14 protein-coding genes are annotated in these 13,810 nt (G+C 43.8%); 10 read left to right on the forward strand and 4 right to left on the reverse strand.

All coding sequences use genetic code 11. The features are described 5' to 3' along the window. Positions 1 to 3: 3 nt before the first annotated feature. Positions 4 to 1,446, reverse strand: a complete 1,443-nt coding sequence (locus tag G5A70_RS06945) for a TrkH family potassium uptake protein (protein WP_173748938.1) — start codon at positions 1,444 to 1,446, stop codon at positions 4 to 6. An 11-nt stretch (positions 1,447 to 1,457) separates the two neighbouring features. After that, positions 1,458 to 2,819 carry a Trk system potassium transporter TrkA gene (gene trkA, locus G5A70_RS06950; RefSeq protein WP_173748939.1) on the reverse strand — a complete coding sequence of 454 codons (1,362 nt, stop codon included), beginning with the start codon at positions 2,817 to 2,819 and terminating at the stop codon, positions 1,458 to 1,460. 203 nt (positions 2,820 to 3,022) lie between these two features. On the opposite strand from trkA, the gene G5A70_RS06955 reads away from it, so the two are divergent. From G5A70_RS06955 to G5A70_RS07000, 10 genes are all read left to right on the forward strand, one after another. After that, a complete protein-coding gene (locus G5A70_RS06955; protein WP_173748940.1) occupies positions 3,023 to 3,217 on the forward strand; it encodes a DUF6472 family protein in 195 nt (64 codons plus the stop codon). Between the two features lie 84 nt (positions 3,218 to 3,301). After that, a complete protein-coding gene (locus tag G5A70_RS06960) occupies positions 3,302 to 4,588 on the forward strand; it encodes a glutamate-5-semialdehyde dehydrogenase (protein ID WP_173748941.1) in 1,287 nt (428 codons plus the stop codon). Positions 4,589 to 4,594: 6 nt separating this feature from the next. Further along, entirely contained in the window at positions 4,595 to 5,377 is a 783-nt protein-coding gene (locus G5A70_RS06965) for a CPBP family intramembrane glutamic endopeptidase (RefSeq protein WP_173748942.1), read from the forward strand. Between the two features lie 89 nt (positions 5,378 to 5,466). Beyond that, positions 5,467 to 6,753 (forward strand): ABC transporter substrate-binding protein, encoded by a 1,287-nt coding sequence (locus G5A70_RS06970; RefSeq protein ID WP_173748943.1) that lies wholly within the window; start codon positions 5,467 to 5,469, stop codon positions 6,751 to 6,753. A 79-nt stretch (positions 6,754 to 6,832) separates the two neighbouring features. Next, entirely contained in the window at positions 6,833 to 7,738 is a 906-nt protein-coding gene (locus G5A70_RS06975; protein ID WP_173748944.1) for a carbohydrate ABC transporter permease, read from the forward strand. A gap of 16 nt (positions 7,739 to 7,754) precedes the next feature. Beyond that, positions 7,755 to 8,636, forward strand: a complete 882-nt coding sequence (locus G5A70_RS06980; protein ID WP_173748945.1) for a carbohydrate ABC transporter permease — start codon at positions 7,755 to 7,757, stop codon at positions 8,634 to 8,636. Between the two features lie 168 nt (positions 8,637 to 8,804). Further along, on the forward strand, positions 8,805 to 9,026 hold the full coding sequence (locus G5A70_RS06985; RefSeq protein ID WP_173748946.1) for a helix-turn-helix transcriptional regulator: 222 nt from the start codon (positions 8,805 to 8,807) through the stop codon (positions 9,024 to 9,026). After that, positions 9,013 to 9,756: a DUF3169 family protein gene (locus G5A70_RS06990; RefSeq protein ID WP_173748947.1), complete on the forward strand. Its 744-nt coding sequence runs from the start codon at positions 9,013 to 9,015 to the stop codon at positions 9,754 to 9,756. Before G5A70_RS06985 ends, G5A70_RS06990 begins: the two co-directional genes overlap by 14 nt. Positions 9,757 to 9,771: 15 nt before the next feature. Next, positions 9,772 to 10,668, forward strand: a complete 897-nt coding sequence (locus tag G5A70_RS06995; protein WP_173748948.1) for an ABC transporter ATP-binding protein — start codon at positions 9,772 to 9,774, stop codon at positions 10,666 to 10,668. Then, positions 10,665 to 11,909, forward strand: a complete 1,245-nt coding sequence (locus G5A70_RS07000) for an ABC transporter permease (RefSeq protein ID WP_173748949.1) — start codon at positions 10,665 to 10,667, stop codon at positions 11,907 to 11,909. The genes G5A70_RS06995 and G5A70_RS07000 overlap by 4 nt, the downstream gene beginning before the upstream one ends. A gap of 45 nt (positions 11,910 to 11,954) precedes the next feature. On the opposite strand, the gene nagB is transcribed toward G5A70_RS07000, so the two are convergent. Then, a complete protein-coding gene (nagB, locus tag G5A70_RS07005; protein ID WP_173748950.1) occupies positions 11,955 to 12,683 on the reverse strand; it encodes a glucosamine-6-phosphate deaminase in 729 nt (242 codons plus the stop codon). 122 nt (positions 12,684 to 12,805) lie between these two features. Then, on the reverse strand, positions 12,806 to 13,699 hold the full coding sequence (locus G5A70_RS07010; RefSeq protein WP_173748951.1) for an AraC family transcriptional regulator: 894 nt from the start codon (positions 13,697 to 13,699) through the stop codon (positions 12,806 to 12,808). Positions 13,700 to 13,810: the final 111 nt, after the last annotated feature.

Consider the following 13,810-nt stretch of genomic DNA (forward strand, 5'->3'; position numbering starts at 1 on the left):
ATTTTAATACCGTTTCCAGGTATCTCTTACAAATAACAAAAGCATGGGGAACAATTCCAGACGTCCCGCAAGCATATCAAAGGTCAGCACCAGCTTGGCGCCGTTAGAAAACAGACCGAAGTTCTGGGTCGGTCCCACCAGTTCCAGTCCGGGGCCGATATTATTCAGTGCAGAGGCCACGGCTGTGAAGTTGGTAATCATATCGAAATTATCGAATCCCACCAAAAGTACAGAAAAAGAAAATACCAGTACATAGGCAATGAGGAATACATTGGTAGCACGTACAACTTCATGTTCCAGGGTATGACCGTCCATTTTCAGTTTCCGCACACTGCGGGGATGAAGCAGGGTGTGCAGTTCCTTTTTGATGGTTTTAATCAAAATCACGAAACGGGACACCTTAATACCGCCTCCGGTGCTTCCCGCACAGGCGCCTACAAACATTAGCAGTACCAGAATGGTTCTGGACGCTTCCGGCCAGTTGTTAAAGTCCGTAGTGGCATATCCGGTGGTGGTAATAATGGAACCTACCTGGAAAGCCGCATGGCGCAGAGCGTCTCCGAAGGTGTCATAGATATTCCGAATATTAAAGGTAATAAAGGCTGTAGTTACCAGAATAATACCGAGATAACACCGGACTTCTTCCATCTTAAAGGACTGACGGAATTTTCTGCACAAAATTAGGAAGTAGGCGTTAAAGTTAATTCCAAATAAAATCATGAAAACTGTGACTACCACTTGCAGGTAAGGGGAGTAGCCGGCAATGCTGTCATTTTTAATACCGAAGCCGCCCGTACCGGCTGTGCCAAAGGTGATTGTCAGCGTATCAAACAAAGGCATGCCGCCCAGAAGCAGAAAAAGAATCTCCAGGATAGTCATAAAAATGTAAATAAAGTAAAGGACTTTTGCGGTGGACTGTACCGTGGGCATGAGTTTGCCTACAGAAGGCCCGGGGCTTTCTGCTTTCATCAGGTTCATATGGGAACCGCTGCCATGGGTGTGCATGAAAGAAAGCAGGAACACCAATACCCCCATACCGCCAATCCAGTGGGTAAAACTTCTCCACATCAGCATACACTTCGGCACAATTTCCACGTCTGTGAGAATACTGGCTCCGGTGGTGGTAAAGCCGGATACTGTCTCAAAAAGAGCGTCCACCGGGTTTGTCATAACGCCTCCTATGAGAAAAGGAATTCCGCCCATAAGGCTCATGACAATCCAGCTCAGGGCAACGGTTACAAATCCCTCTTTTACATAAAAAACAGAGTTTTTTGGACTTTTTCTGGTAAGCACAGCGCCAATGAGCACGCACAAGAGGGCTGTAAAGAAGAAGGCCCAGCCGCTTTCTTCCTGGTAAATAATGGCAGTGACACAGGGCAGCATCATAAAAGCTGCCTCAAAGTACAGGACTTTGCCAATAATAAATTTAACAATTGCGTAATTCATTCCTCTGCCCTCTACTTTTTCAAAATATCTTTCAAATCGTTTAAGCCTTCTATCGTGGTTACCACAATGACGGTATCGCCCACCTGGATTTTATCCTGTCCTTTGGGAATCAGGATGTTGCCGTTGTGGTTGATACAGGCAATGAGAAGGTTGTCTTTGAGGTTCAGCTGGCTTAAGGGGACATCCGTAATACTGGAGGACTCTTTTACTGCAAACTCCAGAGCTTCCGCATGTCCGTCCAGAATGTGGTACAGCGTTTCTACGTTGTTGCTGCTGATGGAATTTTCCATAGCCCGGACATAGCGCAGAATATAGTCTGCTGTAATATTTTTGGGATAAATCACACTTCCCAGATCCAGTTCCTCCACAATATCGTCAAAGGCAATGCGGGTGACCTTGGTAATCAGCTTGGCATTGGAGTTTTTCTTGGCAAACAGAGACAGCAGAATGTTTTCCTCATCCATATTGGTAAGGGTCACAAAGGCCTCTGTCTGGGCCAATCCCTCCTCAAGCAGCAGCTTTTTATCTGTACCGTCACCGCAGATGATGGTAGTTTCCGGCAGAAGCTGGCTTAATTCCTCGCAGCGGGCAATTTTGGATTCTACAATCCGTACATCGACTTTTAATTCCGACAGCAGAGTAGCGAGATAATAGCCAAGAGTACCGCCGCCTACAATCAGAGCGTTTTTTACCTGCTGGGTATGCACGCCGATTTTTTTGAAAAAGGCAGCCGAATTTTTTACAGAGGCCACAATAGAAATGCGGTCGCCGTTTTGCAGTACAAAGTTACCGGAAGGAATAAACACTTCATTCCCTCTTTCTACACCGCAGACCAGAATATTGCACCGGAGTTTGTCTACCATTTGCATAATAGACAAGCCGTCCAGACGAAATTCGGGCAGCAGCTTAAATTTCAAAAGCTCCACTCTTCCTTTGGCAAAGGTGTCCAGCTTAATAGCAGAAGGAAAGCGCAGAAGACGGAACATTTCCATGGCTGCGGAATATTCCGGATTGATAATCATGGAAATTCCAAGGCTTTTTCTGATAAAGTTCCTTTCTTTATTGTAAATCGGATTACGCACACGGGCAATGGTGTGGCATTTGCTCACCTTTTTGGCAATGACACAGCACAACAGGTTTAATTCATCCGAGCCGGTAACGGCAATCAGCATGTCCGCCTCCTCAATGCCGGCTTCTGACAAAACGTTGACACTGGAGCCGTTTCCAGCCAGTCCCATGACGTCAATGGTTTCGGAAAGCTGCTGGATTTTCAGCGGATTTGTGTCAACCACGACCAGGTCGTGTTGTTCGTAACTGAGCTGTGCTGCAAGGGTACATCCTATCTTGCCGCAGCCCACAATTATAATCTTCATAAGAACCTCCATAAGCATTAAAAATGTGTAAATATAATAAGAAAAAGATAAAGATTATATAAAGTTCAAGGCTAATTATAACACTCCCTGTTTTATTTGCAATGAAAGAATCTGTTTTTCATTCTTTTCATTAAAAATTGACAAGAAGAAGAGATTTTGGTATATCTAAAACATACAGAATGAAGGAAAAGGACGGGATGAATATGAGTAAGAAAAAACAGGGGACAACCAGCTGTGAATACTGCAGCAATTACATATATGATGAGGAATTTGGCTATTATATCTGTGATGTAAATCTGGATGAAGACGAAATGAGCCGTTTCCTTTCCGACAGTTTCTACCACTGTCCCTATTTTCAGATGAACGATGAGTATAAAATTGTGAGAAAGCAGATGTAGATTGCATAATGGAAACTTTCCATATATAATAAGTACATCTATTTATCAAGTTAAAGAGAAAAAGTAAAGAAGGGCGGTAAAACCATGGATATCAGAAGTGAAGTGAAAAAAATGAAAGAGGACAGCCCAAAGATGGCAGCGCTTTCTTTGGAGACCAGAAATCAGGCGCTGTTGGCAGTGGCAGAGGCGCTGCAGCAGCAGAAAGAAAAAATCTTTGAAGCCAATCAGAAAGACCTGGAAGCGGCAGCAGAGTCCGGCCTGCCCCAGTCTGTACAGAAACGGCTGAAATTTGATGCGCATAAACTGGCTGATGTTATCAGCGGAATCAAAGAACTGGTAAAACTTCCGGATCCTTTATCCCAGGTGCAGCTTTCCAGACAATTAGACGACCATCTGAACTTGTACCGGGTGACCTGCCCCATTGGAGTGATTGGCATTATTTTTGAGGCAAGACCGGATGCTCTGGTGCAGATCTCCTCTCTTTGTATCAAGAGCGGCAATTGCGCAGTTTTAAAAGGAGGTCGTGAGACCGCAGCCACCAATAAAGTTCTTTTTGGAATCATTTATCAGACAGTTACAGACTGCGGCCTGCCATCTGGCTGCCTTTTGCAGGCAGAGCAGCACAATGAAATTGATGAACTGCTTTCCTGCCATGACTGTGTGGATTTGCTGATTCCCAGAGGTTCCAACCAGTTTGTACAGTATATTATGAACCACACCAAGATTCCCGTTATGGGACATGCAGACGGCGTGTGTCATACTTATGTAGATGAGGACTATGATATGGAAAAAGCGCTGCCGGTTCTCGTAGACGCCAAGACCCAGTACACAGCGGCCTGCAATGCTACGGAAACCCTGCTGGTACACCGGAGGATTGCAGAAGAATTTCTTCCCAAAGCAGAAGCGGCTTTAAGAGCGGCGGGAGTGAGCCTGCGGGGAACTTTGGAAGCAAGTCAGTATATAGACTGCGAAATCATGGAGGAAGCAGAATTTCACACGGAATATCTGGACATGGTACTGTCTGTAAAACTGGTAGACAGCCTGGAGGAAGCCGTTCGCCATATCAATACTTACGGCTCCCATCACACAGACTGTATTCTTACGGAAAATCCGGAGCACGCAGAAACGTTTATGCAGCTTGTGGATTCCGCAGGCGTGTATCAGAACTGTTCCACCAGATTTGCCGACGGTTTCCGTTATGGCTTTGGAGCAGAGGTGGGGATCAGTACCGGAAAAATTCATGCCAGAGGCCCGGTGGGGCTGGAAGGCCTGGTTACTTATAAATACAAGCTGTATGGACAGGGACAGATTGTGGCGGACTATGCAGAGGGCAGAAAGTCCTTTCACTTTCAGGAACTGGATAGAGGATAAGAACAGATGAAAAAGGTTATATGCATTTTAAAGAGTCTGCTTCCTATGCTTCTCTGGCTGGGAATGCAGAGCGTCGTCAGCATCCTGTTTCTTTTGACAGGGGTTTTGACTGGAAAAGGGCCTTTATGGGCAACAGGGGGAGAACTGCCCTACGTCATTTCCGTGCTGGCGAATGGCGTTACTTTTCTCCTGGGATATCTGTGGCTGCAGAAAAAGAAGAAAGAAACCAGCGGGCAGGAGAGAAGGTTTTCCCTGGGCGCAGCAGTAAAACTTCTGGCTGTGGGTGTGATTTTTCAGATGATTGTCAGTCTGCTGCTGGCCGGTATGCAAGTGGTGTTTCCAAAAGCAATGGAATCTTATGCGCAGGTGCTGGAAAATCTGGGGGTGTTTGCACCGTCTGTCTTTTCTGTGCTGTATACGGTGGTGTTTGCTCCTTTGACAGAGGAAATGGTCTTTCGCGGCGTAACCCTGCGGATTTTACAAGAGGAACTGCCCTTTGCAGCAGCCAATGTGCTGCAGGCCGTTCTTTTTGCTCTGATGCATGGGAATCTTGTGCAGTCCTCTTATGCTTTTCTGGCAGGTCTGCTGTTGGGAACTGTTGTGAAAAGATACGGAAAACTCAGTGCAGCCATATGGTGTCATTTTGCAGTCAATGCTTCCGGTTTATTTCTGGGAGACATCAGCGTACCTGGAATCTTTCTTTTGCTGGGAATCAGTTTCGGAGTTCTCTTGGTATTTGTCATAATAGATAAAAAAATGGAGAAAACAAATGAAAAATATAGAGTATGACGTAAAAATAAAAACTGGAGTTGGGAAAGTGGCAAAAATAATGTTGATAATACAAAAATAGCGCAGGATAATACAAAGTTATTTGTGCAATGATGGTAGCTTCTCTGGCAGCCTGCGGAGGCGGCGGAGATAAAGAAACATCCGGCGGCGCCGACAGCGGCAAGGACGGGGGAAAAGAACTGGTTTACTGGTCCATGTGGAGTGAAGAGGAGCCGCAGGCAAAAGTGATTCAGGAAGCTGTGGACAAGTACACAGAAGACACAGGAGTTAAGGTAGACGTACAGTTTAAAGGACGTAACGGACAGCGTGAAGGTTTACAGCCTGCATTGGATGCTAAGCAGACCATCGACTTGTTTGACGAGGATGTAAACCGTGTAAACGGTTCCTGGGGAAGCTATCTGATGGATTTGGAAGAGCTGGCAAAAGATTATGAGGCAGAGCATGGAAATGAAACACTGTTTGCTATTGCCCGTAATGCAGCAGGCGGAACATTAAAATCCATTCCGTATCAGCCCTCTATTTTCGGTTTCTTCTATAACCAGACTTTATTTGATAAAGCAGGCATTGCAGCAGCGCCGACTACATGGGAAGAATTTGATGCAGCCTGTGCGAAATTAAAAGAAGCGGGAATTACACCAATCACAGGTGATACCACTTATATGACTTCCTTTATGGGATATCATCTGGGACGTTATCTGGGACAGGATGGCGTAAAAGCCTTAGTGAATGACCCGGCTATTCAGGAAAAAATTGACGCAGGCGAAGTGGAAGATGTAAACTGGGATGACCCAAGAGTTGCTCAGGCAGCAAAAGACATTGAAGACTTTGCTAAGAAAGGGTACTTCTCCGAAAATATTGCGTCTAACGTATATCCGGCAGGACAGAATCAGGAATTTGCCCCTGGAGAAGCAGCAATTATTATCTGCGGATCCTGGCTGCCAAACGAAATCAAAGCGTCTGTAGCAGAAGATTTGACATGGGGATACTTCAACTACCCATCTGTAAAAGACGGAACAGATGACAATACGGCAAACAACATTGCCAATCAGGTATTTGCCATTAACAAAGAATCCAAGATGGCAGAAGAGGCTATGGAGCTGATTACTTATATCACAACCGGGGAATTTGATAAGAAGATGACAGAGCAGTCTCTTTCCATTCCGGCTGACAAAGCAAACTCTGATGCATGGCCAACAGAACTTGAGGCGGTAAAACCTGGGTTTGAAGCAACAGCTACATACTATGACTGGGCTGTTGGCGCTGAAAACAATGGCGACCTGACACCTGTATTAAACGAAAACACAGTAAAACTTATGGCTGGCGACATGTCTGCTGATGAATTTGTAAAATCCTGTAAATCAGCAGCAGGAGAATAAGAAGTATAAAAGATATGGTGGCATGAGCGTACAGCGCGCTGCCACCATATTTCTTTTTGAATATTAAGGAGATACCCGCATGAAAAAAAATAAAGGAATGATTATCGGTTTTCTTGCCCCGGCAGTTCTGATTTTCCTGGCTGTATTCTTATATCCCATTGTCAGAACCGTTATTATGAGTTTTTTTAAGATTTCTTCTGTGACAGACAGTGTGGATTTGTGGAAATTCGTGGGAATAGAAAACTACCAGAAATTATTTGCAACTGATATTTTCAGAACCTCCATGATGAATATTGGAAAAATATGGCTTTTAGGCGGTATCATTGTTATGACAGTTTCCCTGCTGTTTGCCGTTATTTTAACCAGCGGAATCCGGGGAAAGAAAATTTTCCGCGCCATTATTTATCTGCCCAATATTGTAAGTGCTGTGGCTCTGGCTACCATGTGGCTGCAGTATGTATATAGCCCTAAGTTTGGTCTTCTTAAGAACGTTCTGGATAAACTGGGACTTCACGAACTGGCAAAAACCCAGTGGACGGCTCCGGACCATGTATTCTGGGCTCTGCTGTTTGCTTACTGCTTTGGTATGATTGGTTATCACATGCTTATCTGGATGAGCGGTATTGAGCGAATCAGCCCGGACTTTTATGAAGCGGCAACTTTGGACGGAGCAAACAAAATCAATCAGTTTCGTTATATGACACTGCCATTGTTAAAAGGTGTCTTTAAGACAAATATTACTATGTGGTCTGTAAGCACAGCAGGTTTCTTTGTATGGTCACAGCTGTTCTCTTCTGTTACAGCCAATAAAGCCACCATTGTTCCAGTACAGTATATGTATTCTCAGATTTTTGGCGCCGGAAATGCGGTGACAGAGCGTAATGCAGGATATGGTGCGGCCATTGGTATTATTCTTTGTATCTGTGTTGTTTTAATCTTTACCATCTGCAACGCACTGGTAAAAGATGATGATTTGGAATTTTAGAAGGGAGGACAGGTTCATGGCGAAAGAAAAGAAAATAGTCAAAGATAAAATTAACTGGAAAAAAGAACTGAAACTTGCTCCCGGATATATTATTATTCTTTTGTGGGTAGCGTTTACGCTCATGCTTCTGGGCTGGATTCTGGCTGCAAGTTTGTCCACCACAATGGATATTTTTGCGGGAAAAGCACTGAAGTTCCCTACGGGGCTGCATTTTGAAAATTATGCAAAGGCATGGGGCTCCGGCGGCGTAGCCACCTTCTTTATGAACTCCCTGCTGTATTCGGTAATATCCTGTACATTGCTGATTCTTATCTGCGCACCGGCTGCTTATGTGCTGGCAAGATTTACCTTTATAGGGAATAAGATTATTCAGACCGGTTTCGTGTCTGCTATGGGTGTTCCCATTACCATGATTGTGCTGCCGCTTTTCTGTCTGGTAGCAAATATGGGAATTTTAAACAACGTAGTGGCAAGTAAGGCAACGCTGATTTTCCTGTATATCGGAATTAACATTCCCTATACAACCATTTTCCTGCTTACCTTTTTTGCCAACTTATCCAGAACTTACGAAGAGGCTGCAGCCATTGACGGCTGTCCTCCGGTGAAGACTTTCTGGAAAATTATGTTCCTGATGGCTCAGTCTGGAATTGTTACAGTTACGATTTTTAACTTTATCAATATCTGGAACGAGTACTTCCTGTCTCTGATTTTTGCAAACAGTGATGAACTCCGTCCGGTAGCGGTAGGTCTTTATGGCATGCTGCAGTCTATGCAATATACAGGAAACTGGGCCGGTATGTTTGCAGCCGTTGTCATTGTATTCCTGCCAACCTTTATTCTCTATATTTTCCTGTCAGAGAAGATTATTGGCGGTGTTACCGGAGGTATCAAAGGCTGATATCGGTTTTGTATCGGGAATCAATCGAAGATGAAAGAGGATGTTGTTGCAAACAGCATTCTCTTTTTTTGCGAAAAAAATAATTGACAACTTTATTTGTCATTTGCTATAATAATGACAAATAAAGTTGTCAATATGACAAGAAAATAAGTCAAGGAGGCAGTGCGTATGCCGCTATATAACCGTCTGAAAGAATACCGGGCAAGGCTTGGCATTAATCAGCAGGAACTGGGAAAACGGGTAGGTGCTTCACGGCAGACGATCAGTCTGATAGAGAGGGGCGATTATTCGCCTTCCGTAACCCTTGCTCTGCGGATTGCAAAGGAATGCTCCGTAACGGTGGAAGAAATATTTCAGTATGAGGAGGATGAGAACGATGAACAGGAATAAGAAGAAAAAGGAAACCGATAGGAAGACAGCCTTGATACAAATGGTGATTATGCTTTCGTGCGGCGGTTTTATAGGAGGGGCGGGAACGGTGTTCTTTCTTTTCTATGGAGAATCTGTGAGCCAGGTGCTGAATCGGATTTCCGATTCTGTGGGAAACTATGCGCCCTGGATTTTGATAGTTCTTTGCACTTTGCTATGCGTGGCAGCACCTGTTGGTGTGGGAACTGTGAGGTACAAATTTAAACGCTGGAATCAGGATGATGAAGAAGAAACAGAAGCATTAGAGAAATATGTAGGGCGAGTTCAGAATTTTCTTTCGGTGTTTATCATTTTTGTCATGTGTATGGGAGGACCCTGCATGGCAGCACATGATGGGATGTCTACCATATCTGTTCTCTTTTTCGTAGCTACTACGTTCTGGACTCTGTTCTGGGTGAGCAGGGTCGTGTATTACCAGAAGCAGATGAACCCGGAGAAAAAAGGAAATATCCTAAGCTGGAATTTTGACAAAGAATGGCTGGCCAGTTGTGACGAAAGAGAACAGTTCAGAAGTTTTCGGGCGGGATATTATGCTTATTATTACAATCAGTTTATTAACCTGATTATTTTTGTTATACTTCTGTGCGCAGCCAATGTCTATGAGATGAGCAATCTTCCTTTTGTGATACTGGGCGTCGTCTGGTCTGCACAGACATTGATATACTGGTATGAGTATGAGAAGAAAAGGTGAGAGGAGCGTGAGATTATGGGACTTACAGTAGAGAATCTGACAAAGCGGTTTGGAGAAAAAACAGCGATTCATCATCTGAATTTTGTCATGGAGGAGCCGGGAGTATTTGGACTGCTGGGAACCAATGGTGCAGGGAAAACCACAACCATACGCAGCATTCTGGGTATTATGCAGCCGGATGAAGGAAAGGCACTCTGGAATGGAAAGAAAATTACCAGGGATACCCTGGCTTTCGGATATCTGCCGGAAGAAAGAGGCATTTATATGAAAGCAAAGGTTCTGGAACAGTTGATTTATTTTGGCATGCTCAGAGGCATGAAGAAAGCAGAGGCGAAACAATCGGCGCAGGAACTTATGGAACAGCTTCAGGTGACAGAGTACCAGAACATGCAGGCAGAAAAGCTGTCAAAGGGAAATCAGCAGAAGATTCAGCTGATTGCAGCTATTATACACAGACCGCAGTTGATTTTTCTGGATGAACCTTTTTCCGGTCTGGATCCGGTAAATGCCGTAGTGCTGCGGAATCTGGTAAAAAAGCTGGTAAAGGAAGGCAAATATATCATACTTAGTACCCATCAAATGGAAACGGTGGAGGAATACTGTAAAAATCTTGTGATTCTGGACAGAGGGAAAACTCTTTTAAGCGGCACTCTGAAAGATATCAAAAGGGCGTATGGACGAAGCAATCTGATTGTTTCTGCGGAAAAGGATGTCAGGGATATTGCAAGGCAGGAAGGTCTGGAGGTTTTCGAGGAAAGAGCCGCGGAGACAGAGTATAAGATTCAGAGTGAGGAGATGGCCTGCCGTTTTTTGAAACATATGCTGGCAGAAGAAATTTACCCTTTGAAATTTCAGATTATGGAACCATCCTTACAGGAAATTTTTGTGAAAAAGGCAGGTGAGAGCAGATGAAACAAATGCTGATTGTGTTTGTCTATACCTTAAAAGAAGGAATCCGCAAAAAAGCGTTTTGGATTTCAACCATTATCATTATGGCAGCCGTGCTGCTGTTGTGCGCCGTTCCCAGAGTCTTTACAGCATTTACAGGAGAAAAGTCCACGGAAAAAGCAGACCATGAGAAAAAAGGTACCTGTTATCTTCTGGATGAAGTGGGGATTTTTCAGCAAAATCTTGAAATGTTTCAGGAACTGTATCCGGAACTTGATTTCCAGATTGCAGAGAACGAAAATCTGGAAACCTTGAAACAGGAAATTAAGGAGAAAGAAGACGATTCTCTTATTTATATTGAAAAGACAGACGGACAGCCAGTGGTACATGTGGTCAATGCAAATTTTATGAAAGGAATCAGTGCGAAAAATACAGCAGCTGTCTGTGACCAAATTATGCAGTCCCAGTCCCTCCGCGAGTTGGGCGTGGGAGAGCAGCAGATAAAAGTCATACAGACGCCCCTGTCCTATACGGAAGAATATGCAGGAGAGATGGATATAACAGGCTATATTCTCGGTGTTTTTATGACTATTGTTATGTTCTTTGCGGTTTATTATTATGGAAATGGGGTGGCTATGTCCGTAGCTGCCGAAAAAACCTCCAGAGTTATGGAAACACTGATTGTCTCAGCAAAACCTTCCAGGATTTTAGCAGGAAAATGTCTGGGCATGGGTGTTGTGGGGCTTTTGCAGCTGGGAGGCCTCCTGGTCTTTGGCGGATTGTGTTATAAATATCTGTTGCCCAACGATGTACAGCTGGGTGGAATTCAGCTTTCCGGAATTTCTGTTTCTGCAGGTACGGTAATTTTGCTGCTTGTGTACTTTATACTGGGCTATGCGCTGTATGCAGTGCTGAATTCCGTATGTGGTGCAGCAGTCAGCAGAATTGAAGACTTAAATGCAGCCCTGCTTCCGGTTTCCATTGTTGCAATCCTTGGTTTTTACTTAGGATATTTTACTTCCATTGCAGGAGGAGGCAGCAGTACCTTAACAGCTCTGGCCCTGTACCTGCCCATATCTTCTCCTTTTGCAGTACCTTTTAAACTGTTGACAGGAGAAATCGAGCCGGTACAAATCGGTGTTTCCCTTGCCGTTTTGGCCGTTACAATTGTAGTAGCTGCAGTTATAGCTTCAAAGATATACAGTATTTCTGTAATGCATTATGGAAAACCCTTAAAATTAAAAGATATGAAAAAAATGAAATAAGAGAAGAAAGAAAGGGGGCTGCCGGAACAGTCCCCTCTTAAAATCTTATTTTACTTTGGAAAGCGCTGCTTCATCCGCTACGATGGTAACATCCGGGTGCAGCTGTAAGATAGAAGCCGGAACCTTTGGTGTAACCGGGCCGTTGATAACTTCATTGAGAATTTCCGCCTTGTCAGCTCCGCTGACTACAACCAGAATTTTCTTTGCACTCATAATGGTGCCGATTCCCATAGTGTAAGCCTGACGGGGAACATCGGCTTCGTTTTCAAAGAAACGTTTGTTGGCCTGAATGGTGCTTTCTGTTAAATCTACGCAATGTGTCGTTTTTGGAAAATCTTCTGCAGGTTCATTGAAACCAATGTGTCCGTTGTGTCCCAGACCTAAAAGCTGCAAATCAATGCCCCCCGCACGGCGAATAATTTCTTCATATTCTCTGCAGGCTGCATCGCTGTCTTCATTTAATCCGTCCGGCACAAAAGTACATTCCTTGCGGATATTTACAGAGTCAAACAGGTTGTGGTTCATGAAATAACGGTAACTCTGGTCATTGTCTCCGCTTAATCCTCTGTATTCATCTAAGTTGCAGGAAGTAATCTGAGAAAAATCCAAATCCCCTTCTTCATACCATTTTATCAGATTTTTATAAGTTCCCACAGGTGTAGAACCGGTTGCAAGTCCTAACACACAGTCAGGATTTAAAATTACCTGAGAAGCAATTATATGCGCTGCCTTTCTGCTCATTTCATCATAGTCTTTGGTTTTGTAAATTTTCATAATACCTTCTCCTTTAAGCTGGGATTTTTTCCCGTAATATAATTATTATAATATGAAAGTAATTGAAACACAATGTAAAAAAACAGAAAGTAGAATCAAATTGGCAGGCGCAAAAGCAGAGACTACTTTCTGTCAGACAAAACTTTAATGGAAGAAGCATATTCTGACGGCGTCATTCCGGTAATTTTCTTAAACTGCCGGGAAAAGTAGTGAATGGATGTATAGCCGATAAATTCAGATATCTGCGTAAAATTGTGATGATTTTCCCGAATGAGCTGTTTGGCCAGTTCAATTTTTAAATGGGAAAAATAATCAATGACACCGCAGTGTGTCTGCTCCCGGAAGAGTTTCTGCAGCTGGGAACGCCCGATTAAATTGTCCTGGCAGATGGTCTCAATGGTCAGCCGCTCGCAGATGTGTTCTTCCAGATAAGTCGTAATCCGGTTGTAAATCAGAGAATCATTCTTCTGCTTAATGGATTTGATAGCAGGAGCGGAAAGCGTGCCCTCATCCATCTGGCGAATCATCAAAATCAAAAGCGTTTCCAGATATAGTTTAATCAACTGTTCAGAACCAAAGGGAGCTGTCTCCCGACGAAGCATTTCGGTGGTTCCAGGGTCGTCCAATGGATTGGCAATGCAGTGCTTGGCCTCATAAATAATCTGGGCAAGGAGATTTCGCTCCTGTTCGCCAATGCTGGTCAGCAGATTTTCAAAATATTTCATACAGGGAGAATGGCACTCAAAGGAGATGACTACCAGGTTGGGGGCAATGGTTCCATTCGCCTTTACGGTGTGAAATTCGTCCGGCTTGTGGAAAATGATTTCTCCTTTTTTCAGCGTATGGTGGATATTTCCGGCACATACCTCCACTTCCCCTTTATCCACGCACAGAAATTCCCAGAAATCATGTGTCTCTCCGGGAAAATTATAGTCGCTCATATATTCAAAGTAATGAATCGTAATAATTTTATTGATTTCAATGTCTTTTTTTAGTTCCAGACTTGTAAATGACATGACAAACCTCCTGAATAGGAAAATATATTCGTTTTTATTATAAAGGATTGCAGAGAAAAAATCCATATGTTGTCCTAAAATGTCTGGAAAAGCAATGAATTTACAGACAGG

It is taken from the genome of Blautia hansenii (assembly GCF_013304445.1).
GTDB lineage: Bacteria > Bacillota > Clostridia > Lachnospirales > Lachnospiraceae > Blautia.

Excerpts from the sequence above, each read along its gene's own strand:
- G5A70_RS06945 (WP_173748938.1), bottom strand. The coding sequence starts at position 1,446 with ATGAATTACGCAATTGTTAAATTTATTATTGGCAAAGTCCTGTACTTT.
- trkA (WP_173748939.1), bottom strand. The coding sequence starts at position 2,819 with ATGAAGATTATAATTGTGGGCTGCGGCAAGATAGGATGTACCCTTGCA.
- G5A70_RS06955 (WP_173748940.1), top strand. The coding sequence starts at position 3,023 with ATGAGTAAGAAAAAACAGGGGACAACCAGCTGTGAATACTGCAGCAAT.
- G5A70_RS06960 (WP_173748941.1), top strand. The coding sequence starts at position 3,302 with ATGGATATCAGAAGTGAAGTGAAAAAAATGAAAGAGGACAGCCCAAAG.
- G5A70_RS06965 (WP_173748942.1), top strand. The coding sequence starts at position 4,595 with ATGAAAAAGGTTATATGCATTTTAAAGAGTCTGCTTCCTATGCTTCTC.
- G5A70_RS06970 (WP_173748943.1), top strand. The coding sequence starts at position 5,467 with ATGATGGTAGCTTCTCTGGCAGCCTGCGGAGGCGGCGGAGATAAAGAA.
- G5A70_RS06975 (WP_173748944.1), top strand. The coding sequence starts at position 6,833 with ATGAAAAAAAATAAAGGAATGATTATCGGTTTTCTTGCCCCGGCAGTT.
- G5A70_RS06980 (WP_173748945.1), top strand. The coding sequence starts at position 7,755 with ATGGCGAAAGAAAAGAAAATAGTCAAAGATAAAATTAACTGGAAAAAA.
- G5A70_RS06985 (WP_173748946.1), top strand. The coding sequence starts at position 8,805 with ATGCCGCTATATAACCGTCTGAAAGAATACCGGGCAAGGCTTGGCATT.
- G5A70_RS06990 (WP_173748947.1), top strand. The coding sequence starts at position 9,013 with ATGAACAGGAATAAGAAGAAAAAGGAAACCGATAGGAAGACAGCCTTG.
- G5A70_RS06995 (WP_173748948.1), top strand. The coding sequence starts at position 9,772 with ATGGGACTTACAGTAGAGAATCTGACAAAGCGGTTTGGAGAAAAAACA.
- G5A70_RS07000 (WP_173748949.1), top strand. The coding sequence starts at position 10,665 with ATGAAACAAATGCTGATTGTGTTTGTCTATACCTTAAAAGAAGGAATC.
- nagB (WP_173748950.1), bottom strand. The coding sequence starts at position 12,683 with ATGAAAATTTACAAAACCAAAGACTATGATGAAATGAGCAGAAAGGCA.
- G5A70_RS07010 (WP_173748951.1), bottom strand. The coding sequence starts at position 13,699 with ATGTCATTTACAAGTCTGGAACTAAAAAAAGACATTGAAATCAATAAA.